Origin of the sequence: Kitasatospora sp. A2-31 (assembly GCF_022288725.1) — a bacterium.
GTDB lineage: Bacteria > Actinomycetota > Actinomycetes > Streptomycetales > Streptomycetaceae > Kitasatospora.
In genome coordinates, this window is the sequence record NZ_JAKNTA010000023.1 from 22,958 (window position 1) to 43,477 (window position 20,520).

The 20,520-nt window shown below is 74.1% G+C and carries 25 protein-coding genes; 11 read left to right on the forward strand and 14 right to left on the reverse strand.

The window, feature by feature from the left end; genetic code table 11:
- Window positions 1-298 precede the first annotated feature (298 nt).
- On the forward strand, window positions 299-490 hold the full coding sequence (locus MCM47_RS36240; RefSeq protein WP_238951276.1) for a hypothetical protein: 192 nt from the start codon (window positions 299-301) through the stop codon (window positions 488-490).
- 168 nt (window positions 491-658) lie between these two features.
- Window positions 659-1,621, forward strand: coding sequence for a prolyl aminopeptidase (pip, locus tag MCM47_RS36245; protein WP_238951277.1), 963 nt, complete (start codon window positions 659-661; stop codon window positions 1,619-1,621).
- 123 nt (window positions 1,622-1,744) lie between these two features.
- Here the strand turns inward: pip and MCM47_RS36250 are convergent, their stop codons facing one another.
- The 5 genes from MCM47_RS36250 to MCM47_RS36270 all read right to left on the reverse strand — a co-directional run bounded on the left by MCM47_RS36250 (window position 1,745) and on the right by MCM47_RS36270 (window position 5,983).
- Window positions 1,745-2,647, reverse strand: a complete 903-nt coding sequence (locus tag MCM47_RS36250) for an oxygenase MpaB family protein (RefSeq protein ID WP_238951278.1) — start codon at window positions 2,645-2,647, stop codon at window positions 1,745-1,747.
- Between the two features lie 166 nt (window positions 2,648-2,813).
- Window positions 2,814-3,551, reverse strand: a complete 738-nt coding sequence (locus MCM47_RS36255) for a hypothetical protein (RefSeq protein WP_238951279.1) — start codon at window positions 3,549-3,551, stop codon at window positions 2,814-2,816.
- Between the two features lie 203 nt (window positions 3,552-3,754).
- Window positions 3,755-4,678, reverse strand: a complete 924-nt coding sequence (locus MCM47_RS42085) for a FixH family protein (protein WP_255753278.1) — start codon at window positions 4,676-4,678, stop codon at window positions 3,755-3,757.
- A gap of 266 nt (window positions 4,679-4,944) precedes the next feature.
- Complete coding sequence (locus MCM47_RS36265; RefSeq protein WP_238951280.1) at window positions 4,945-5,172, reverse strand: DUF397 domain-containing protein; 228 nt, start codon at window positions 5,170-5,172, stop codon at window positions 4,945-4,947.
- Window positions 5,159-5,983, reverse strand: coding sequence for a helix-turn-helix transcriptional regulator (locus MCM47_RS36270; protein WP_238951281.1), 825 nt, complete (start codon window positions 5,981-5,983; stop codon window positions 5,159-5,161). The genes MCM47_RS36265 and MCM47_RS36270 overlap by 14 nt, the downstream gene beginning before the upstream one ends.
- Before the next feature lie 170 nt (window positions 5,984-6,153).
- Here MCM47_RS36270 and MCM47_RS36275 point away from each other — a divergent pair, with 170 nt between their 5' ends.
- Window positions 6,154-6,468 carry a hypothetical protein gene (locus MCM47_RS36275; protein WP_238951282.1) on the forward strand — a complete coding sequence of 105 codons (315 nt, stop codon included), beginning with the start codon at window positions 6,154-6,156 and terminating at the stop codon, window positions 6,466-6,468.
- A gap of 243 nt (window positions 6,469-6,711) precedes the next feature.
- On the opposite strand, the gene MCM47_RS36280 is transcribed toward MCM47_RS36275, so the two are convergent.
- Window positions 6,712-7,341, reverse strand: coding sequence for a TetR/AcrR family transcriptional regulator C-terminal domain-containing protein (locus tag MCM47_RS36280; protein WP_238951283.1), 630 nt, complete (start codon window positions 7,339-7,341; stop codon window positions 6,712-6,714).
- Window positions 7,342-7,461: 120 nt separating this feature from the next.
- Here MCM47_RS36280 and MCM47_RS36285 point away from each other — a divergent pair, with 120 nt between their 5' ends.
- Complete coding sequence (locus MCM47_RS36285; protein WP_238951284.1) at window positions 7,462-7,899, forward strand: ester cyclase; 438 nt, start codon at window positions 7,462-7,464, stop codon at window positions 7,897-7,899.
- Window positions 7,900-8,072: 173 nt separating this feature from the next.
- Here MCM47_RS36285 and MCM47_RS36290 read toward each other — a convergent pair whose 3' ends face one another.
- Window positions 8,073-8,570: a MarR family winged helix-turn-helix transcriptional regulator gene (locus MCM47_RS36290; protein ID WP_238951285.1), complete on the reverse strand. Its 498-nt coding sequence runs from the start codon at window positions 8,568-8,570 to the stop codon at window positions 8,073-8,075.
- Between the two features lie 240 nt (window positions 8,571-8,810).
- On the opposite strand from MCM47_RS36290, the gene MCM47_RS36295 reads away from it, so the two are divergent.
- From MCM47_RS36295 to MCM47_RS36305, 3 genes are all read left to right on the forward strand, one after another.
- A complete protein-coding gene (locus tag MCM47_RS36295; RefSeq protein WP_238951286.1) occupies window positions 8,811-9,659 on the forward strand; it encodes an NAD(P)H-binding protein in 849 nt (282 codons plus the stop codon).
- Between the two features lie 53 nt (window positions 9,660-9,712).
- Window positions 9,713-10,198 (forward strand): MarR family winged helix-turn-helix transcriptional regulator, encoded by a 486-nt coding sequence (locus MCM47_RS36300; protein ID WP_238951287.1) that lies wholly within the window; start codon window positions 9,713-9,715, stop codon window positions 10,196-10,198.
- Between the two features lie 234 nt (window positions 10,199-10,432).
- Window positions 10,433-13,366, forward strand: coding sequence for a GH92 family glycosyl hydrolase (locus MCM47_RS36305; protein WP_238951288.1), 2,934 nt, complete (start codon window positions 10,433-10,435; stop codon window positions 13,364-13,366).
- 62 nt (window positions 13,367-13,428) lie between these two features.
- Here MCM47_RS36305 and MCM47_RS42090 read toward each other — a convergent pair whose 3' ends face one another.
- From MCM47_RS42090 to MCM47_RS36325, 5 genes are all read right to left on the reverse strand, one after another.
- Complete coding sequence (locus tag MCM47_RS42090; protein WP_255753280.1) at window positions 13,429-13,560, reverse strand: hypothetical protein; 132 nt, start codon at window positions 13,558-13,560, stop codon at window positions 13,429-13,431.
- Window positions 13,557-14,228 (reverse strand): DUF6308 family protein, encoded by a 672-nt coding sequence (locus tag MCM47_RS36310; protein WP_238951289.1) that lies wholly within the window; start codon window positions 14,226-14,228, stop codon window positions 13,557-13,559. Before MCM47_RS36310 ends, MCM47_RS42090 begins: the two co-directional genes overlap by 4 nt.
- A 94-nt stretch (window positions 14,229-14,322) precedes the next feature.
- The gene (locus MCM47_RS44200; RefSeq protein WP_374209269.1) at window positions 14,323-14,736 is read right to left on the reverse strand and encodes a hypothetical protein; all 414 of its coding nucleotides are present in this window, start codon (window positions 14,734-14,736) and stop codon (window positions 14,323-14,325) included.
- A complete protein-coding gene (locus tag MCM47_RS36320; protein WP_238951290.1) occupies window positions 14,733-15,323 on the reverse strand; it encodes an RNA polymerase sigma factor in 591 nt (196 codons plus the stop codon). Before MCM47_RS36320 ends, MCM47_RS44200 begins: the two co-directional genes overlap by 4 nt.
- Window positions 15,316-15,411 carry an LPXTG cell wall anchor domain-containing protein gene (locus tag MCM47_RS36325; RefSeq protein ID WP_238951291.1) on the reverse strand — a complete coding sequence of 32 codons (96 nt, stop codon included), beginning with the start codon at window positions 15,409-15,411 and terminating at the stop codon, window positions 15,316-15,318. Before MCM47_RS36325 ends, MCM47_RS36320 begins: the two co-directional genes overlap by 8 nt.
- A 234-nt stretch (window positions 15,412-15,645) precedes the next feature.
- On the opposite strand from MCM47_RS36325, the gene MCM47_RS36330 reads away from it, so the two are divergent.
- On the forward strand, window positions 15,646-16,530 hold the full coding sequence (locus MCM47_RS36330) for a prohibitin family protein (RefSeq protein ID WP_238951292.1): 885 nt from the start codon (window positions 15,646-15,648) through the stop codon (window positions 16,528-16,530).
- A 27-nt stretch (window positions 16,531-16,557) separates the two neighbouring features.
- On the opposite strand, the gene MCM47_RS36335 is transcribed toward MCM47_RS36330, so the two are convergent.
- Window positions 16,558-17,262 carry a hypothetical protein gene (locus MCM47_RS36335; RefSeq protein WP_238951293.1) on the reverse strand — a complete coding sequence of 235 codons (705 nt, stop codon included), beginning with the start codon at window positions 17,260-17,262 and terminating at the stop codon, window positions 16,558-16,560.
- Between the two features lie 247 nt (window positions 17,263-17,509).
- Between MCM47_RS36335 and MCM47_RS36340 the strand changes: the two genes are divergently transcribed.
- Window positions 17,510-18,115 (forward strand): hypothetical protein, encoded by a 606-nt coding sequence (locus MCM47_RS36340; RefSeq protein WP_308222598.1) that lies wholly within the window; start codon window positions 17,510-17,512, stop codon window positions 18,113-18,115.
- Between the two features lie 141 nt (window positions 18,116-18,256).
- Complete coding sequence (locus MCM47_RS36345; RefSeq protein ID WP_238951295.1) at window positions 18,257-18,562, forward strand: cupin domain-containing protein; 306 nt, start codon at window positions 18,257-18,259, stop codon at window positions 18,560-18,562.
- Between the two features lie 5 nt (window positions 18,563-18,567).
- Here MCM47_RS36345 and MCM47_RS36350 read toward each other — a convergent pair whose 3' ends face one another.
- Entirely contained in the window at window positions 18,568-19,710 is a 1,143-nt protein-coding gene (locus MCM47_RS36350) for an MFS transporter (RefSeq protein WP_238951307.1), read from the reverse strand.
- Window positions 19,711-20,022: 312 nt separating this feature from the next.
- Here MCM47_RS36350 and MCM47_RS36355 point away from each other — a divergent pair, with 312 nt between their 5' ends.
- Complete coding sequence (locus MCM47_RS36355) at window positions 20,023-20,184, forward strand: hypothetical protein (RefSeq protein WP_238951296.1); 162 nt, start codon at window positions 20,023-20,025, stop codon at window positions 20,182-20,184.
- Window positions 20,185-20,520: the final 336 nt, after the last annotated feature.

Sequence of the window (20,520 nt, forward strand, 5' to 3'; positions counted from 1 at the left end):
GGTTGGCGCGATGCTTGATGCAGACGTGTGGTGACTTGCCCAGTCCTCCGTCGTTGCAGGTGAGGACCCTCGGGGGTGGTAGCCCGGGGGGTCTCGCCCCCTTCGGCATGCCCCGGTGTTGCCGGCGCCGCTGTCGCCGCCCCTGCCGCGTGGGCTAGCGTCGGCCGCAACGTCAGTGTGCGGCACGGCGGTTGGCCCCTCCTACCAGGGGGCCGCGCCACCGGTTCCGCCTTCGCCCCGCACTGCCGGACCGGACTGGGCTCGTCACAACAAAAGGGGTCTCCACATGCAGGTCCAGATGTCCGCTGTGCTCGTGGCCGGGGTCGTCGCCCTGGCGTTCTTCGCCCTGGTGGGCTTCCTCGTGTCGGCGTCGCGCGGTGCGCGGCGCCAGGTGGCCGTGCTGGCGGTGGTCGTCACGCTGCTCGGGGTGCTGCCGACGATCCTGTACGCGTTCTCGGTGATCGCCGCCCCGGTGGGCGCCGCCGGCTGACGTGCGTGCCCGGCGCGTGCCCGGCCCCGCAGGCGTGCGGGGCCGGGCAGGCGTGCGGGGCGGGCAGGCGTGCGGGGCCGGGCACCGCGTTCGGCTCAACGTCCTTGGTGATGATCTGTGTTGGGGATCCATGGAGGCTCGGGCATGGTCGCGCCTAGGATCGAGGTCATGGCCGATGATCCCTACCCTCCCCGCAGTCCCTTCGACCACGGGTTCCTCGACACGGGGGACGGCAACCGCATCTACTACGAGCAGTTCGGCAGCCCCGACGGCAAGCCGGCCCTGAGCGTGCACGGCGGCCCGGGCTCGGGCGCGTGGCGCAAGCCGCCGACGGCCTGGGATCCCGAGCGCTACCGGCTGATCCGCTTCGACCAGCGCAACTGCGGCCGCAGCACCCCGCACGCCAGTGACCCGGCCGCGGACATGGGCCTGAACACCACGCAGCACCTGATCGACGACATCGAGCGGCTGCGCGCGCACCTGGGCGTCGAGCGCTGGCTGCTGTACGGCTCCTCCTGGGGCTCGACGCTCGCTCTGGCCTACGCGCAGCAACACCCCGGGCGGGTCAGCGAGATGATCATCCCGGCGGTGACGACGACCCGCCGGGCCGAGATCGACTGGCTGTACCGGGGCGCGGGACGCTTCAAGCCGGAGGCGTGGGACCGGTTCCGCGACGGCGTCCCGAAGGGCGAGCGGGACGGCGACCTGCTGGCGGCCTACGCGCGGCTGATGGAGAACCCCGACCGGGCCGTGCGGGAGGAGGCCGCCGCGAACTGGTTGGCCTGGGAGGACGCGGTCATCTCGAACGAGCCCAACGGCGTGCCCGGGATGTACAGCGCCCGCGAGGCCGACGAGCGGATCGCGTTCGTGCGGATCTGCGCCCACTTCCTCAGCCACGGCGCGTGGTTGGAGGAGGACCAGTTGCTGCGGGGCGCCCCCACGTTGGCCGGGATCCCCGGGGTGCTGGTCCACGGCCGGCACGACATGGGCAGCCCGGTGCAGACGGCGTGGGAGCTGGCGAAGGCGTGGCCGGGCGCGCGGCTGCACATCATCGAGGACTCCGGACACGCCGGCAGCAACGCCCTGCGCGACGTGGTCCGGGCGGCCATCGAGGAGTTCAAGACCCGCTGAGCGCCGGCCGCCGCGGTCGGGCCCGCGGGCCGGCAGGAGGGGCAGCCCCCGGGCGGTGGGCGGGAGACGGCGTCGGACAGAGGCCCGGGTGGTGGCGGTGGTGGGGCGGGCTGCGCGGAACCGTCAGTCCGGTCTGCGCTGCGGCGGGGGCGGGCCGGCCATCGCCCAGCGGATGAGGCGCACCACGGCCCGGCCCGCCGGCCGGACGAGCGCGGGCTCCAGCAGCGGCACGGTGGGCGGCAGGCCCAGGAGCCGGCGGGACTCGGGCGGGAGCAGCGAGACGGCCGCGCCGGCGAGGGCGGTGTAGGCGGGGCGGGCCGGCAGCGGCAGGGGCGGGTGGAGCAGGAGGAACCGGGCGGTGTCCCGCGCCTGCGCCGTGGCGTCGAGCTCCGGCCCGTACGCGCGCAGGCGGGCGGCGAGTTCGGCGCGGTTGCGTGGCGGGTCGACCACGCCCAGTGCCGAGGCGACGCGGGCGGTGTCGGCGAGGTAGCCGTCGCAGCCGGCCGGGTCGAGGGGCGCGACCCCGAAGGCCTGGTGGGCCCGGAGGAAGCTGTCGACCTCGGCGGCGTGGACCCATCCGAGCAGGTGCGGGTCGCCCGCCCGGTAGCTCTGCCCGGCCGCGGTGGTGCCGCTGATCCGGGCGTGGACGGCGCGGACGCGTTTCACCGCGTCCTGCGCGTCCTCGGCGGTGCCGAAGGTGGTGACGGCCAGGAACGTGCTGGTGCGCTGGAGGCGGCCCCACGGGTCGCTGCGGAAGCCGGAGTGGGCGGCGACGGCCGCCATGGCCAGCGGGTGGAGGGACTGCAGGAGCAGTGCGCGCAGCCCGCCGACGAACATGGCCGCGTCGCCGTGGACGGTGCGGATCGGCCGTTCCGGGCCGAACCAGCGTGGTCCGGGCCGCCCGTGTATGCGCTGTCGCACGGCGGGACCGTCCGGGCCGGCCACCCGCGCGAACAGCTCGGCTCCCAGCCGCTCCCGCAGCCCTTGCGTCGATCCGCCGCTCCGGGCGGCTTCCGCATCGTCCACACGGGTCTCCTGCCCCGTGGCGGCCCTCTTCCCCCGCGCGGGCGGCGTGTTTCTCGTCCGCCCGGCTGCTCGGCCGCCCGCCGCCCGCCGCCGGCTGCCGGCTGCCCGGCCGCCTGGGCGAGCAGCCGGCGGAGGGCGACCGGGCGACCGGACGGCGCCGAGGGGGTCAGGGGCGGGGCGAGGAGGACGGCGAGGCGGGGCCTGCCGACGCGCCGCCGCCGGGGGCGGCGAGGGCGGAGGCCGCGACCGCCTGGGTGCGGGCGGCGGCCTGGTCCAGCGGGAGGTGCTCGCCGCCGGCGGGGAAGAAGTCGATCGAACCGACCGCGCCGTAGTTCGCCCAGAAGCAGGTGGTCATCGGGAACGTCGCGGCGACGTTGTGCTGGCACTTCACCACCAGGGCGCGGGTGGTGAACAGCCGCGCCTCGCCGACGCGCTCACGGCCGTAGCCCGCGCTCAGCTTCATCGTGTGCTCGAAGGACTCCTCCAGCGCGGCCCTGGGGTCGGCGACCGCGGCGAACAGCTTGGTGCGGGCCGTGAAGTGGGGCACCGTCGCGGTGTGGGCGCCGCTGCTGAGCCGAAGGCGCGGGTTGCCGAAGCACGACGCGTCGGTGTGGTCGTCGCCGTCCGCCCCCGCGGGCGCGGGCAGGCCGTCGACGCCGAAGACGTTCATGTCCAGGTCGCTCCCGAAGTGGAAGCCGCCCTCGCCCTTGGCGCAGGTCATACCGTCCAGCTTCGGCACGTCGACCCTGGTGTAGCGCGTGCCCGGGTCCGGTCCGAGCTTCTCCGCCTTCGGCGCCGCGGCCGCCGTCACAGTCGCCGCGCCCCCACCCGCCCCGCCGGACCCGCACCCCGCGACCAGCGCCCCCAGCGCCAGCACGGCCGCCGCGATCCCCCGATTCCGCATGTCCTGTTCGTCCCTCTCGCCTACCCCGGTGGGTGATCACCGGTAGATGATCATCGCGATCCTAGGGCGCCCCACGGACACCCCACGCCACGGGGGTGCCGGGCGGCGCCCCGGGGCGCGGCCGAGGCGTCAGGAGCGGGACGGGCGGCTGCGCGCCGGGCAGGCAGCCGGGCAGGCCGGCGCGGGGAACGGGCGGGTGTGCGTCAGGCGGCGACGTTCAGGGTGAGCTCGGCGGTGTGCAGCCCGCCGGCGGTCTGGAACTGCAGGAAGACCCGCCAGTTCCCGGCCTCGGCGAGCATGGCGTGGAAGGTCAGCACCGGGCCGCCGCCGTGGTCGGCGGCGACCTTGTCGGCGGGGTGGAGGTGGGCCAGCGCCTGGTCACCCTCGTGGAAGGCGGTGAGGTGGGCGTAGCTGTCCAGGTAGGGCTGGAGGTCGGTGACCGGTTGGCCGTCCCTGGTGACGGTGGCGGTCAGCCGGTAGGCGCCGGCCATCGGCTCGCTGGTGAGGGCGACGGTGTAGCCGTCGACGGTGGTGGTGGCGGCCGGGGCGGGCAGCGGCACCGCCGTGCTCGTGCCGGGCACCGTCACGGTGCGGCTGAGCACGAGTTCGGTGCTGCGGCGGGAGGCGGGGCTCGGCAGGAACGAGGCGTACAGCCGCCAGGTGCCCGGGGTGAGGGCGGCGAGGTCGGCGGTCCAGGTGCCGTCGGCGGCCATCTCGGGGTGCAGGTGCTGGAAGCCGGTCAGGTCGGAGCGGATCGCGTAGAAGTGCAGCTTCCTGGTCTGGTGCACCTCGAAGTCGGTGACCGGTCGGCCGTCGGGGCCGGTGATGGTGAAGGAGTACGCCGCGGGCCGGTCGGCAGGCAGTTCGGTGGCGGCGGCGTCCAGGCGGTAGCCGTCCCGTTCGGCGGTGAGGCCCCGGTCGCCGCCGGCCGGATCGGGTGCGACGGCGGCGGCCGGGGCGGCGGTGACCGCGGGGGGTGCGCCGGCACCGCGCTGCGCGCCGGCCGGCGCGTCCGCGGGGCGGGGCTGGGGGGAGGGGTCGCAGGCGACGATGGCGGCGAGGAGCAGCACGGGGACGCAGGACAGCACCGCCCAGCGGCGGGCGAGGGCGCGGGGGTCGGCGGCCATCAGCGGCAGCCCCCTGCCGTACGGGCGCGCTCGGCAGCGGCAGCGCGGTCGGTACGGCGGTGACATGCCATGGTCGTTCTCCCCATTCTTCTGGTCGGCCGGTGCCGCTCGGAACTCGGCCCCACACGACAGGAGACCGCCAGCGGCCGGCGCGATAACCAAAAGTTCGGATCGGATCCGTTCGGATCCAGTCGGCTCGGGAGACGCGGGGTCGGTGCGACCCGGTGGCGGGCCTCTCCGGGGCCGATCGGCCTGTCCCGTGGCGGTCAGACGACTGGGAAGTCCCCTGCCTTGACCCCTGCGACGAACGCCGACCATGCGGCGGTCGGGAAGACCAGCGCGGGCCCCTGGCGGTCCTTGCTGTCACGCACAGGGATGCAGTCGTACCCGTCCGCCACTTCCAGGCAGTCGCCGTTGCCGCCCCCGCTGTAACTGGACTTCCGCCAGCCGCCGAGCGTTGACGCATCGGGAATGGCATTCTCAATGCCGATCATGTCCGTGTTCCTCTGCTGCCGCCCGTACGAGGGCTAGTGACTCCAGGTGCGACGTTGCATCGCTCAGGGCAAGATCGTAAGCCGACCGGCAGGCGTTCACCAGGGTTGGATCATCCATCAGGTTCCCGGTGCACAGTCCCTCAACATAGGCGACTGGGGCAGCGTCGGCGAAGGTCATCAGGGACACCATGCCCTCCATGAGAGAATGCTCACCGACTCTGAACGGCAGCACGTGAAGACGCAATCGTCCGGCAGCCGCCATGTCTGCGATCTTGCGTAGTTGCTCCGCCATGACCTGCGGGCCTCCCACACGCCGCCGGAGCACTGCCTCGTCCAACAAGGTCCACACAACGGGGCCAGACGGATCATCGAGGATGCGGGCACGCTCGATGCGGTTGACGACGCGTCGGTCAAGTTCGTCGGCCCGGTGGTTCGGCCTGTACGCGCGGAACACCGCACGCGCGTAGGCGTCTGTCTGGAGCAGGCCCGGGATCAGTAAGGCGCCGTATTGCTGAATCTGTGCGGCCTGCTGCTCCAACTCTGCCGCTACGGCGAAGTGGTCGGCGTACTTGGATTCGAGATCTTGAAGCCAACGGGCGAAGAACCCGTCGGTACCGAGCGCCTGATCGATCCGCTTCGCGTCATCGAGGTTGGGCAGCCGGCGCCCGGCCTCAAAGTGGCTGATCAGAGTGGGAGAGCACACAACGGCCTGAGCCAATTCGTCCTGCGTCATTCCCAGGGCTGTGCGCCGAATCCTCAGCTCCTCCCCGTACTTCTCCCTCGCGGTGCGCGGCCTGATGCCCGCTGCCATGAGATCAACTCCCGCACTTGAAACAAGCGTTGTCAGCCTCGTCCTACTGGAATGGTAGCGAGGCTGGGCCGACGCTGTGAGCAGTGCATCACAGAGCGAAGTTTGGGCGAGGTCCCGGCGGGGGCGGCGCGGCAGGGCGCTTTCGGTGACAGGTCGAGGATGGGTGAGGCATGAGCGGAGTGGAGAGCACCAGCACGGCGCCGGAGGTGGGGGCGGAGTTCCCGTATCCGGTCACGGTGGAGATCAAGGGCGCGACGAAGGCGGCGACCTTCACCCGGCTCGCCGACGCCGTCGAGGCGGTGCGCAGCAGTGTGGCCCGGCTGCCGCTGGAGGAGGCGGACGCGAAGCACCTCGGGGAGATGTTCGCGCCCGAGTCGCTGGGGCGTATCGCCCGTCAGTTGGACGACTTCGGCGCGGTACGCACGGCCGCGTGGGTCGGGATCGAGGCCTACGTCATCTACCTGCGTCCGGCGCAGACGCGGTGAGGGCCGGCCTTCTGACCCGAGCGTGGAGCCGGGGGTGCGGTACGAGGCCGGTGACTGGTGGTTGTGGCTTGCCCTCGCAGTCGCAGAGCAGGTTGAGCGCCTGATCCATCGTGATGCGGGGTGACCTCTCGCCAGATGCGCGCAGCGGTTGGGGCGGGACGTGCGGCCCGGGCTCCGTGGTGACGGTGACCGTGACAGCCGGACGGAAAGCGGATTGCGGGAACCGCCGAAGGCCTGCGCGGGTCAGGGCCGCAGGCCGGCGAGGAGGGCGTCGAGGGCGAGGTCGAAGCGGGCCTGGTGGTCGGCGGGGGTGCCGAGGCCCTGGGCGACGGCGGCGGCCAGGACGGGGAAGTCCGCGAGGTCGAGGTCGCCGTCGCCGGCCTGCTCGGGGTGGCCGGGGGTGTCGGCGGCCTCGGCCAGGCAGTGTCCGATGACCAGCATCGCCACCGAGTTGACGATCCGCAGCGCCTGCACGGGGGTGATGCCGGCGCGGGTGAGGGCGGCCGCCGTGTCCTCGACCGCCTGCAGCGCGGTGGCCGAGCGGACGGGGCGGGTGGCGACGAGGGGGATCACGCCCGGGTGACGCAGCAGTTCGGCGCGGAAGGCGACGGCGAACTCCCTCAGCCGCAGCGGCCATTGGTCGGCCGGGCCGGCGGTGTCGGGTTTGACGGAGGAGACCACGAGTTCGACGAGGCCGTCGAGCAGGGCGGCCTTGTTGGGCAGGTAGTGGTAGAGCGTCATCGCTTCGACGCCGAGTTCGGTGCCGAGCCGTCGCATCGACAGCTTCTCGATGCCGTCGCGGTCGGCGACCTCCAGGGCGGCGCGCAGCACCTTCTCCCGGGTCAGTCCCACCCGCTTGCCGGTGGTCTCCATCAGCGGCCCCCTTGACATTCTTACGGCGTAAGGCGAGAGTAGCAGCCATCGCAGCCTTACGGCGTAAGAGAGCGCCGGCGGGAGACGGACCGAGCCGAGAACGACCGACAGGGGCGGACCATGGACAACACCCGGCAGGAGCAGAACAAGCAGCTCGTCATCGGCTTCTTCGCCGCGCTCAACGAGTACCGGCTCGACGACCTCGGCGACTTCCTCGCCGCCGACATCGTCGACCACAACAAGGTCATCCACGGCGAGCCGGACGAGCCCGGTGCCGCGTTCGCCGCCATCGCCATGCAGCTCGAGGCGCTGAAGCCCTACCACGCCAGGGTCGAGGAGCTGATCGCCGAGGGCGACAAGGTCGTGGCCCGCATCACCCAGAGCGGTATCAGCTCCGGCGCCCACCCCCGGATGCCCGTGCCCACCGGCCGCAGCTTCGAGAACGAGGCGATCTTCGTCCTCACCGTCCGTGCGGGCCGCATCAGCGAGCTGCGCGGGGTCTCCGACCGCCTCGGCCTCTTCCTCCAGCTCGGCTGGGACTGGCCCACCGTCGACTGAGCGCCCGGCGGCTCGGACGGCTGCCGGTTCACCGCCCTCCTCGACGGCCCGGACCCCCCGCTCGGCCACCATCACCCCCCGACCGGCACCTCCCGCCCCCTCCCCCCGGAACGGCACTCGGCCCGGCCACCTTCGCGGTGGCCGGGCCGAGGCGCGTGAGAGGCGGTGCCGGCTCAGCGGGCGGTGCGGCGGGTCTGGGCGTGGTGGCGCAGGGCGTCCTGGGACTCGACGTACTTGATCAGCAGACGTGCCAGCTCCAGGCGGTCGTGCGCGCTCCAGTCGGCGGTGATCTGCTCGTAGGCCGCGCGCTGGTGGCGGCGGAAGCGGTTCATCAGGCCCTCGCCCTCGGGGCTGAGGAGCAGGACCGTGCGCCGGCCGTCCTGCTGGGAGGCGGCCCGGACCAGGTAGCCCGCCGCGATGCAGTCCGACACCATGCGGCTGCCCACCGAGGGGTCGACGCCCAGGTGGTCGGCAACGGCGCCGACCGTCACCTCGCGGCCGCCCTCGTGCGCGGCGTCCTCGACGATCCGCAGGACCAGAGTGCGGCTCAGGTCCTTCTGGGAGATCGGGTCCTCGACGTCCAGGAGCGAGGAGCGCCGCAGCCTTCCGAGGGCCGGCCCGACGGCGTCCAGCAGTTCCTCGTCCGTCCCCACTTCGCGCTTCGTGGTCATGCCGCCAGCCTAGCCGCATAGGTGACCGATGGCAGACATGTGTTGACACGAAAACGTGTGCAGGACATCATGCATATGTAGACAGGCATTGAACGGCTGAACGGTGCGGATCCCGCTTCCGGATGCGGCCGTGGCCGCATCTCTCCCGGATTCCGCGGACTCCCCGCATCCCGCGAGCCCCGTGCATCCCTCGATCGAGTCCCACCAATCCCGCGCATCTCACGAGCGAAGGACCTTCCCATGACCAGCACCACCCTCGTCACCGGCGCCCGCGGCAAGGTCGGCCAGGCCGTCATCGCCCGCCTGCACGCCGCCGGCCGCACCGTCCGCGCCGCCAGCGCCCACCCCGCCGAACTGACCGTCCCCGACGGCGTCGAGACCACCGAACTCGCCCTCGACCGGCCCGAGACCTTCGAGGCCGCCCTGCGCGGCGTCGGCCAGGTCTTCCTCTACCCCCAACCCGCCGGCATCCACGAGTTCACCAGGGCCGCCGAGGCCGCCGGCGTCGAGCACGTCGTGCTGCTCTCCTCCTCCTCCGTCCTCGGCCCGAACGCCGAGAACGACCCGCTCGCCGGCCACAGCCTCCACGTCGAGCGCGCCCTCGCCGCGTCCGGGCTGACCTGCACCTTCCTGCGCCCGGACGCCTTCGCCAGCAACTCCCTGGCCTGGGCGTACCCCATCGGCCGGAACCTGCCGGTCCAGCTCGCCTACCCCGACGCGCACATCGCGCCGATCCACCCCGAGGACATCGCCGACATCGCCGCCGAGGCACTGACCGCCACCTCCCTCACCGGCACCGCACCCACCCTGACCGGCCCCGAGTCGCTCACCTTCCGCGAGCAGCTCGCCATCGTGGCCGACGCCCTCGGCCGCGAGATCCCGGTCGAGCAGATCACCCGCGCCGAGGCCGAGCAGCAGATGGGCCGTCACATGCCCGCGCCGATGGTCACCTCGCTGCTCGACCTCTGGGAGGCCGCCGACCACGGACCGGCCGCCGTCCACGACACCACCCAGACCCTCCTGGGCCGCCCCGCCCGCACCTACCGCCAGTGGGCCGGCGAGAACACCGCCGCCTTCACCCACCACTGACCCCTGCGGCCAGGGCCGCCGCAGCGGCCCCCGCCCCGTCCCGAGGGACCCCCATGACCACCGCCTCACCGAAGGCACCCGCCGACGCGTCCCGCCCGGCCCCCACCGACCCGCTGGAGACCCGCATGAAGCCCATCGGCTACTGGCTCAACCGCACCGACCAGGCCCTCACCTCCAGCATGAACGCCCTGCTCGCCGAGTACGGCCTCACCCGCCTGGCCTGGCAGGTCCTCAACGTCATCGCCGACGACCCGCAGGCCACCGACACCAGCGTGCGCACCGTCCTGGCCGCCAACGCCTCCCCCGCGGAACTGACCGCCGCCATCACCGCCGTGCTCACCGACCACTGGGCCACCCGCCCCTCCCCCGAGCACCTCGCCCTCACCGACGCCGGCCGCGCCCGCCTCGCCCTGGCCGGCGAACGCGTCGCCGCCTTCCGCCAGGCCTCCACCGCCGGCATCACCCCCGAGGAGTACCGCACCGCCGTCAGCGTCCTGGAACGCATGACCCAGAACCTGACCACCGGCCCGGAACACTGAGCCCGGCCCCAACCGGCCCCCCTGGCCCACCGGCCCCCTGGCCCACCCCCCGAGGGGAGGTGGGGCCGGACGCCGTACCGCGACGGTCGGCCCCGAACCGACCGGGCCGCCCCACCTGGGCCGGTCGGGGGACGCCGTCCGCCTGTCGACGCCCGGTGGCGCCGGGTGACGCCGGGTGCGGCGCACACTCTCCCTGACGGTCCGTCAGAGACCTGCGGCTCAGCGGGAGGCAGCGTGCACCGGTCCCGACACCTCCCCCCGGCCCGGGCCTGGGCCGCGCTGCTGCTGGGTGTCGCCCTGCTGTCCGGCGGACCGGGCGCCCCGCACGCCGGCGCGACCGGCCCGCAGGGAGGCGGCCCCGACGCCGCAGCCACGCCCGCCACGTCCACGCCCGCCGCGCACGTGGTCGTCGACGACCCGGCGGGCTCCGTCAATCCGTACGTGGGCACCCGGCCCGACGCGCCGGACTGGGGCAACGGTGGCGCCGCCGGCAACACCTTCCCCGGCGCCTCGGCCCCGTTCGGCATGCTCCAGTGGAGCCCCGACACCGCCACCTACCAGCACGGCGGCTACGCCTACGACGACCCCCGGATCAGCGGCTTCAGCCTCACCCACATCTCCGGGGCCGGCTGCGGCGACTACGGGACCACCCCGTTCATGCCCGTGCTCGACCACACCCCCGTGCCGTACACCGGGTTCGCGCACGCCGACGAGCGGATCGCCCCCGGCTCGTACGAGGTCGCCCTCGCCAACGGGATCCGGGTCGAACTCGCCGCCACCCGGCGCACCGGCATCGCCCGCTTCACCTACCCCGCCGGACACACCCCCTCGCTCACCGTCGACGCCGGCCGGGCCTTCAACGACGCCTCCGGCGAGGTGACCATCGGCGAACGCACCATCTCCGGCCACACCGACAGCGGAGGCTTCTGCGGCACGGACAACCGGTACCGCATCTACTTCCACGCCGAGTTCGACCGGCCGTTCAGCCACGCCGACATCGGCAGCACCGGCCTCGGCGGCACCGACGCCGGTGCTGTGGCCGACCCCGGGCGCCGCACCGGCGCCGGCCACAGCACCGGCGTCGCCCCCACGCAGCCCCGGGGCGCAGCGGCCCCCGGCGGGGCGACGCCCCAGCGGACGCCCGTCGAGCGGCCGCTCGACGCCTCCGGCGCCCAGGCCGTCGTCTCCTTCGCCACCGGAGCCGACAGCGGAACCGACACCCCAGCCGGCACCGGCACCGCCGCCGGCCGCACCGTCACCGCCCGGGTCGGCATCTCCTTCGTCAGCCTCGACGGCGCCCGCGCCAACCTGGCGGCCGAACAGCGCGGCGCCGGCCTCGAGCGGATCCGCGCCGAGACCCGCGCGCAGTGGAACCGCCTGCTCGCCCGGATCGCCGTCGACGGCGGCACCCCCGCCCAGCGGCGCATCCTCTACACCGCGCTCTATCACGCGCTGCTGCACCCCGGCGTGTTCAGCGACGCCGACGGCCGCTACCTCGGCTTCGACGGGCACATCCGTACCGCCCGCCCCGGCCACACCCAGTACGCCGACTACTCGGGCTGGGACGTCTACCGCTCCCAGATCCAGCTGGTCGCGCTGATCGCCCCCGACGAAGCCGCCGACATCGCCCAGTCCCTCACCGACCAGGCCGCCACGGCCGGCTACTTCGACCGCTGGACCCTGGCCAACGGCGGCACCGGCGTCATGGTCGGCGACCCGCTGCCCGCCATGGCCGCCTCCGTCCACGCCTTCGGCGCCACCGGCTTCGACGCCCACCGGCTGCTGCGCCTCGCCCTTGACGGCAGCCACGACGAACGCGAGCGGCCCGGCCACCGGCCGTACGGGGCGCTGGGCTTCGTCCCCGAGGGCACCGACGACGTCTGGGGGCCGGCCGCCACCACCCTGGAGTACACCAGCGCCGACTTCGCCCTCGCCCAACTCGCCGCCCGGCTCGGCGACTTCCCCGCCCACCAGGGCCTGCTGCGGCGCTCCGCCAACTGGCGCAACCTCGTCAACGCCGACAGCCGCCACCTCCAGCCGCGCCGCGCGGACCACAGTTGGCCCTCCTTCCGCCCCGAGCAGAGCGAAGGCTTCGTCGAGGGCAGCGCCGCCCAGTACACCTGGATGGTCCCCTACAACCATCGCGGCCTGTTCGACGCGATGGGCGGCAACGAGGCCGCCGCCGCCCGGCTCGACGCGTTCTTCACCGAACTGAACGCCGGCGGCCGCTCCCCCCACGCCTACCTGGGCAACGAGCCCTCGCTCAACACCCCGTGGGCGTACGCCTACGCGGGCCGGCCGCACCGCACCCAGGACGTGGTCCGGCGCGCCCTCACCACGCTGTTCGCCGACACCCCGGGCGGCGAGCCCGGCAACGACGACCTCGGCGAGATGTCCGCCTGGGCGGTGTGGGCGGCTCTCGGGATGTACCCGCAGGCCCCCGGCCGGGCCGAACTCGTCCTCGCCAGCCCGCTGTTCCCCCGCATCACCGTGTACCGCGGCGGCAGCGGCCGCACCATCGACGTGAGCGCGCCCGGCGCCTCCGAGAGCGTCCGCTACGTGCACGCGCTGCGCACCGACGGCCGTTTCACCCAACGGCCCTGGGTGAGCGAGGACTTCGTCCGCCGGGGCGGCACCCTCGCCTTCACCCTGGCCGCCGACCCGGACCCCGCCTGGGGCGCCGACCCCGCGGACGCGCCGCCCTCCTTCGACGTGGGCCCCGCCGCACCGGCGACCGGCCCGCTCACCACCCCCGGCCACGCCTGCCTGAGCGCCGGCGCCCCCGGCGCCCCCGGTGCGGACGGTGCGGACGGTGCCGCCGGTGCGGACGGTGCGGACGGTGCCGCCGGTGCGGACGGTGCGGACGGCGTGCCGGTGCGGCTCACCGCCTGCACCGGCGGCGCCGACCAGCGCTGGACGGCCGCCCCTGACGGCACCCTGCGCACAGGCGGAGGCTGCCTGGACGTCACCGGCGGCCGCCCGGACGCCGGCACCCCCGCCCAGCTGTGGACCTGCAACGGCACCGGCGCCCAACAGTGGTGGCCCCGCCCGGACGGCTCACTCCTCCACCCGCCCTCCGGCCGCTGCCTCACCGCCACGGCACCGGCCCCCGCGCTCCACCCCTGCGACGCCACGAACCCGGCCCAGCACTTCTCACTCCCCCACTGACCCGGCACAGTCAGCCGGGCGTAGCGGACCTCGGACGGGCTCCCCTCCGCCGTCGGACAGGATCAGGGCGTCAGGTCGATGATCCGGACCGGCTGCGCACTCCAGCGCCGCGGGTCGACGGTGGCGACCACGGCACCGGCCGGGCGTTCCGGGGTCGGCGCCGCGGCGTGGCGGGTGGCCTGCTGCGCGGTCACCGGGTGTCGGTCGCTGCGCCGCCGGGGCCGGCGGTGCAGCCGGTGGCTGCGTGTTCCCAGATGACGATGTCGGCGGCCCGCAGGGGGCTGAGGGGGCGGCCGTCCGGGGTGGTGACGGGGGCGGCCAGGTCGGTCAGCCAGGCGCGGTGGCGGCGCAGGTCGTTCTGGAGCAGCGGCCAGAGGGTGCGGGGGGTGTCCTGGTAGGCGCCGGTGGGTGGGGTCAGGCCGGTGTAGAAGCGGTGGATGCTGCGGTCGAAGATCGGGACGAGGCGGGGCCGCTTGCGGTGGAGGATCTTGGTGACGGCGACGGCCTTCACCCCGGCCACGTCCCGGCTCGCGGCCAGGGCCCGGTCCACCAGGGCCCACGGGCCGGCGGGGTCGTCGAGCGCGAGGTCGAGGAAGTCGGCCGTGGCGCAGGCCTCGTCGTCCAGGACGGCCTGCATCGCGCGCAGCAGGCCGGCGCCCGGGCCGTCGGGCTGGAAGAGGGGGACGACCTGGCGGTGGCCGAGCGGGACGCTGAGGAGGGCCGGGGCGAGGCAGTCCACCGGTTCCAGTGCCGCGGGGTCGCCCTGGCGGTCGTAGGTGGCGAAGGCCCGCCGTCCGCCGGGGTCGGTGTAGTCGTGCAGGTGGCGCTGGGCGCAGGCGTGCAGTGCCGCGATGCCCGGCATGCGGTCCCCCTGGGTTGGTCTGGGCCCGGGCCGGTGCGGCCCGGGCCTCTCCTGTATCACAGGGCCCGGGGGGTGGTGGTCCGTTCGCCGGGTCCTACGAGGGGGCGCGGGTCAGTTCGCACCTCCCGTCGGTGCAGGAGCGGCGCAGCCGGCCGGCGGAGACGGTTTCGGCGAGGCCGATCGCCCAGCACATCGGGCAGCCGCGTAGGGCGATGAGGCCGACGGGGGCGAGCAGCAGGCTCGCCGGGCCGGTGGCCGGCAGCAGGGCCAGGGAGGCGGCGAGGGCGCCGAACCCGAGGGCGCCGCGGGCCAGGTGGCGCGGGACGGTGGCGCTGGCGAAGCCGCCGCGCGTGGGTGCGGCGCGCCCGCCAGGGGCCTCGGCGGGGGTGTCCGGTGCAGCGGGGGTGTCCGGGGTAGGGGCGGGCGTGGTGGTGCGGGTCGCGGTGGTGCGGGTCGCGGTGGTGCGGGTCGCGGTGGTGCGGGTCGCGGTGGTGAGGTCGAGCTTCATGGTGCGTTCCCCCTCGGGGCGGCGGCCGGTTCTTCGCGCAGGGCCTCGCGGACCGTCGAACGGGCGCGGTGCAGGCGGGACTTCATCGCGGCGGTGCTCAGGCCGAGCCGGTCGGCGACGGTGCGGCCGGGCAGGCCCTGGATGTCCCGCATGACCAGCACCTGCCGCTGGTCGGCGGGCAGGGCGGCGACGGCGGCCGCGACGCGTTCGGCCTCCAGGCGCAGCAGGACGTCCTCCTCGGCGGACCGGGCGGTGGTGCCGGTCCGGGCGGCTGCGTCGTCCCGGTCGGGGTCGCCGGCCGGTGGGCGGTGGAGCAGGCCGCGGGTGCGGCGCAGGCATTCGTTGCGCACGATGCGGAACATCCACGACGCCAGCGCCCCGGAGGCGCGCAGCATGCCGATCTTGCGGTAGAGGATGATCAGCGCTTCCTGGGCGGCGTCCTCGGCGTCCTGGGGTGTGGCGCACAGCGAGTGGGCGAAGCGCTGGACGTGGGGGTGGGAGCCGTGGATCAGGGCGGTGAGGGCCTCGGCGTCGCCGCGTTGTGCCGCGGTGACCAGGGTGGCGCCGGGCCAGCTGTGGTCAGCCACGCTGACGCCTGCGGCGGCGCAGCAGCGTGACGGTGCACGCGCACAGCAGCAGCGCGCCGGCTGCGACGGCGATGACGACGGCGGTCATGGGGGTCCTCCCGGTGGGTGGGGTGCGTGGCGGACGCGGTCGTCCGCACGGCGTACGGCTATGAGAGGCACGGCGGGCGCGAAAGGATTCACCCGGGTCGGTGCCGGTGGGCGCCGTCGGCCAACGCACGGGGTTGATCGTATGAACATCACCTGAACCGGGCTCAGGGGCCCCCGGTCGGCTGCCTAAGCTGCGGCCGTCAGTCTTGATCACTCCAGTCGGAGAGACCCCACCATGCTCATCCTGTCCCTGCTGTTCCTGGCCGTCGGCGTCGTGCTGCTGATACTGCGGTGGCGCGAGGTCGGTTCCTGGCCGGTCACCCTGGGCGGCATCGTCGCCGGCGTCCTCGGGCTGCTGCTGGGGCTCACGACCTTCGTGCACGTGGTCGAGCCGACCGAGGTGGCGGTGCCCACCAGCCTCGGCAAGGTCGGCACCACCTGGCAGCCGGGGCTGCACTTCAAGTCGCCGCTGACCGACGTGACCACCTTCTCGACCCGGCCCGCCGATCTCGACCTGACCGGTGACTCCACCGTGGAGGTCCGCTCCTCCGAGGGCGGGGTGCTGTTCGCCGACCTCACGGTGAAGTGGTCGATCGACCCGCAGCACACCGTCGAGCTGTTCAAGCTGGCCGGCAGCGCGGAGGCCGTCCAGCAGCGGCTGGTCTACCCGGACAGCCGGGAGATCGTCCGCAACGTCTTCGCCCGCCACACCAGCGTCGAGGGCTACAGCTCGCAGCGGGAGGCGATCAGCTCGGAGATCGACAAGCTGATCACCGCCCGGCTGGCCCCGCGCGGGATCCTCGTCAACGGCGTCAACCTGCGCAACGTGCGGCCGAGCGACGGCCTGCAGAAGGCCATCGACCAGAAGATCGCGCAGGACCAGTCCACCGCCCAGGCGGAGGCGGCCGTGCGCACGGCCAAGGCCGAGGCGGAGAAGCGCAGGATCGAGGCCGAGAGCACCGCGGCCGCCAACGCCGCGATCGCCAACTCGCTGACCGACAAGATCCTGCTGAGCCAGTGCATCGAGGCGTTCAAGGCCGCGGCGGAGAAGAACCCCGTCTACGCCAGCCCGTGCGGTGCCGGTGGCACGCCGGTCATCGTGGACGGCACCAAGCGCTGAGACCGCCGGGCGGCGGACCGTGCGGGCTCAGGCCTGCGGGGTCTGGGGCGGGCCGTCGGCCCGGCCGTCGCCGCGAGGCCCCTCGGCGAGGTCGTCCTGGTCGGCGGCCGCGCGCACCAGGTCGGGCAGCAGCTCCGCCACCGCCGCGGTCAGCGCCCCCAGCGTCCGGCCGTCGGGGAGCGGGTGCCACAGCAGGCACACCTCGGCGTCGAGGAAGGACACCGCCGGCGCCCCGACGGCCACCAGCCGCTCCGCCAGCCCCCCGTCCAGCAGCGCCTCCTCCAGGGCGGCGGTGTCCTGGCCGCGCGGCCCGTAGACCAAGCCCTGCGGCCACCGGATGTGCTGCGCCGCGCTGCTCCAGTCACGCTCCAGCGTGGCCCGCGGCAGCGGCTGCGCCACCTTGGTGCAGACGGCCAGCCACAGGTCCACGTCGCGCTCCAGCTGCTTGACCAGGACCGAGACCGTCGCCTCCTTGCCCGTGAGCGGCCCGGTCAGCGTGAGCGGCCCGCTCGCCGTCTCGCTCGCGCGGGTCCGGGCGGTCAGCCAGGGGAAATGCGCCAGGTGGCCCTGCCAGCGCGGCGCCTTCAGGTCGTGCAGGCGCCAGCCCGGCTGCTGCGCCAGCCCCTTGATCCCCGTGCCCACCCGCGTGGCGCCCACGGCCTTCTTGGTGCCGCGCGCCGCCATGACCACCGCCACGACGAAGGTCAGCCCGCAGCCCAGCAGGAACAGCATGCCACCGATCATCTGATCTCCCCGGGGCTCCCCCGCACAGCCAGGGGCGGTGCGTGATCGTCCGTCATACGGCTACCGGTGGAGGGGACACGCACAGCGCGCTCGCCGGTTCCGCCTCGCCCGGATTCCCCCGGCCGAATCGCGGGCGGCGCGGTCACGCACGTCCGGGACGGGGCCGGGGGGCCGGGGGCGGGGGCGGGGCGGCGGGGGCGGGGCGGGGCGGCGGGTGTGGGCGAGGATGGCGCCCATGGACGACGCCTTCACCCTTCTTCGCCGGGCCGCCGACCTCCTGTCCGAGGAGGCCGCAGCGGCGGGCGACGGCGCAGCGGCGGCCAGCGGGCTGACGGTCGCGGATATTCACACCGAACTAGACTTGTGTGAGTGGGAGTTGGCGCTCTACCTGCTCGCCGAGCTCGCGGACGCCTGTCCGGCGTCCGTCGCGTTCTGGGAGCTGCTCGCGGAGGCCTCCCGGCAGATGATGCTGGAGGACAGCCGCCGCTGGTGCGAGTGGCGTGCCGGGGAGGCGCGGCACGGCACCGTCCGGGCGCGGCTGGCGATGCGCCGCCCTGGTGAGGGCCGTCGTCGGACGGCGTTCGCGGGGGACGGGCAGCTGCGCCCGCTGTGGGACGTCGGCCTGCGCACCGCGGACGGGCGGTGGATCCTGGACACCGCGCGGATCTGGGTGGAGGGCGTGCCGCGCCTCGGCCCCGGGGAGAGCGCCGATGTCCGTCTGGCGCCCTTGCGGCCCGAGCTGTGGCGGCACCTGGGGCCCGGTGCGGTGATCACGATGCACGAGGGCCAACCGGTCGAGGGCACGGCCACGGTCCTCGAGGTGTTGCCCGGGCGCGGTTGAGGCGGGCCTGAGCGGTCGCGGGAGGTTTTACCAAACGGTCGACCAACTGTCCGCCCGGCTCGGATAGCGTCCCGGTATCCATTGATCGCGCTGCGGGCGCCGTGCCTTCCCGGGCAGGGCCGCCCGCTGAAAGGGCATGCCATGAGTCTGGTCAACGTGTTCGAGGCGGCGTCCGCGCTGCCGACGTCGTGGAACTCGCGCCTGCTGGGCCAGGTGGGCACGGCCGGTGTGAAGGTGCTGCGCATGGACGGGCAGCCGGTGGCGAGCGAGGTCCATGCGATGACGGAGGTGCTGTTCGTGGTCGTGGGCCGGCTGGAGCTGACCGTGGACGGTGTGGAGGTGACGGTGGGTCCGGGCGAGATGTACTGGGTTGCGGCCGGCACGCACCACGCGGTGCGGCCGGGCAGCCGGGGCACGCTGGTGATCGTGGAGGTCCCCGAGGAGTAGGGCGCTCAGGCGGACCGGGCGGTCCCGGAGGGGGTGCGGGCGCGGTGGAGCAGGTAGAGCCCGGAGGCGGCGGCGAGGACGGCCATGCAGGCCGCGAAGACCAGGCCGGCGTCGGCCAGGCCGAGTGGTTCGCTGAGCAGGCCGACGCCGATGACCGGGATGGAGATGCCGAAGTAGGCGACCACGAACAGCGCGGAGAGGGCGCCGCCGCGGTGTTCGGCGGGCGAGGCCGCGGCGACCTCGCCCACCGCGCCGCGCAGTCCCATGCCCTGGCCGGCGCCGCCCACCAGGGCGCTGAGGACCAGCGGGGCCAGGGTCGTCCAGGCGAGGGAGGCGGCCAGCAGGGCAAGTCCCGCGATCAGGACGAAGCAGCCCAGCGGGATGGCCCGCGCGGTGCCGAGCCGCGGCACCAGGAGCTGGCCGAGGGTGGAGGCGAAGAACGCGGTGAAGACGATCAGGCCGACGACGGCGTGGTTGTCGATGCCCAGGTCCTCGGCGAGGAACGCCGGGCTGACCGAGGTGAACACCCCCAGCAGCGCGAACCCGGCGAACGCCGCGATCCCCGCCGGGACGAACACCCCGCGCACCTCGGGCGGCAGCGTCGGCCGGTGCGGGCGGGCCGTGCGCAGCGGGTGGGCGTCCTGGACGGTCTCGGGCAGGAACCAGGTGACGGTGAACGAGGCGGCGAGCAGCACCAGGTGGACGACGAAGGGCAGGACGAGAGGGTCGGGTGCGTACTCGGCGAGGAGGCCGGAGAGCAGGGGTCCGCAGCCCAGGCCGCCCATGTTGGCGGCGGTGGCGACGAAGCCGGCGCGGGCGCGGCGCTCGGGTGGGGCGAGTTCGAGGACGTAGGCGGTGGCGGTGCCGGTGAACAGGCCCGCCGACAGGCCGGAGAGCAGGCGGCCCAGGCAGAGCAGGGGCAGGCCCTGTTCGGCGAGGAAGGCGACGGCGCTGGCGGCGGCGAGGGCCAGTCCGCACAGCAGGACGGGGCGGCGGCCGACGGAGTCGGAGACGTTGCCGACGAGGAGGAGGACGCCGATCACGCCGAAGGCGTAGACGGCGAAGACGACCGTCACCATCAGTTCGGAGAAGCCGATCTGTTCCTGGTAGAGGCCGTAGAGGGGGGTGGGGAGGGTGGTGCCGGCCATGCAGACGGCGAAGGCGGCGGCGGCCCCGAGGTAGCCCCGGCGGGTCTGCCGGGGTTGGTGTCGCTGCGGGGGCCGGGGCCGGTGTCGTTGCCGGGGCCGGTGGTCGGTCATCCGCCCACGGTAGGCGGCCGGCCCCGCCGTGGGCCGTCCGGGCGGGGCCCGGCTGGGCCGGATGGCGGCCCCCTGCCACCTGGCCAGGGGGTGGCCGGGGTGTGGCGGCCACGGGAGTCGCCGTAGTGCGCCGAGTACCGGTTCTTCACCACCACCGGCTCCTACAGCTGGCACTTCCACCTGGCCAACGCCTGGGAGGGCATGCGCCCCTTGGCCGCCCCCGACCTGCACGAGGCCCTCGACCGCTTCGCGAGCGGCCTGTTCTGGGACGGCCCCTACGACCCTGCTGCGGAGGACACGGACGACTCCGCCGCGCCGGCGCGCGGCTTCCCCGCGGACCCGGCCCCGTGGCGCCCATGCTGACGGGCCACCGGACGCGGGTCGCCGGACGGCCGACCGCCGAGACATACAACAGGAAACGCAATCCCGACCATTCAAGGCCCGATTAGGCCGCGCTTCATGGCAATACGAAACGCCCCCGCCGGGTGAACCTGCGGGGACGCAAGGAAGGGCCTGTGGGCCCACGGGCCACTCTATGGCTAATCCACGATGAATAGGATCAGTGTGAAGAGAAGCGGAGCCGAGGACAGCGCAATGAAGAACCAACCAGTAATCATAAAGAGGGCCGGCGGACCTTCCTGGGAGGATCCCCTCCGGGGCTTCATGAAGTAGTCACTGATTCCCCGGCAGTCCATAACC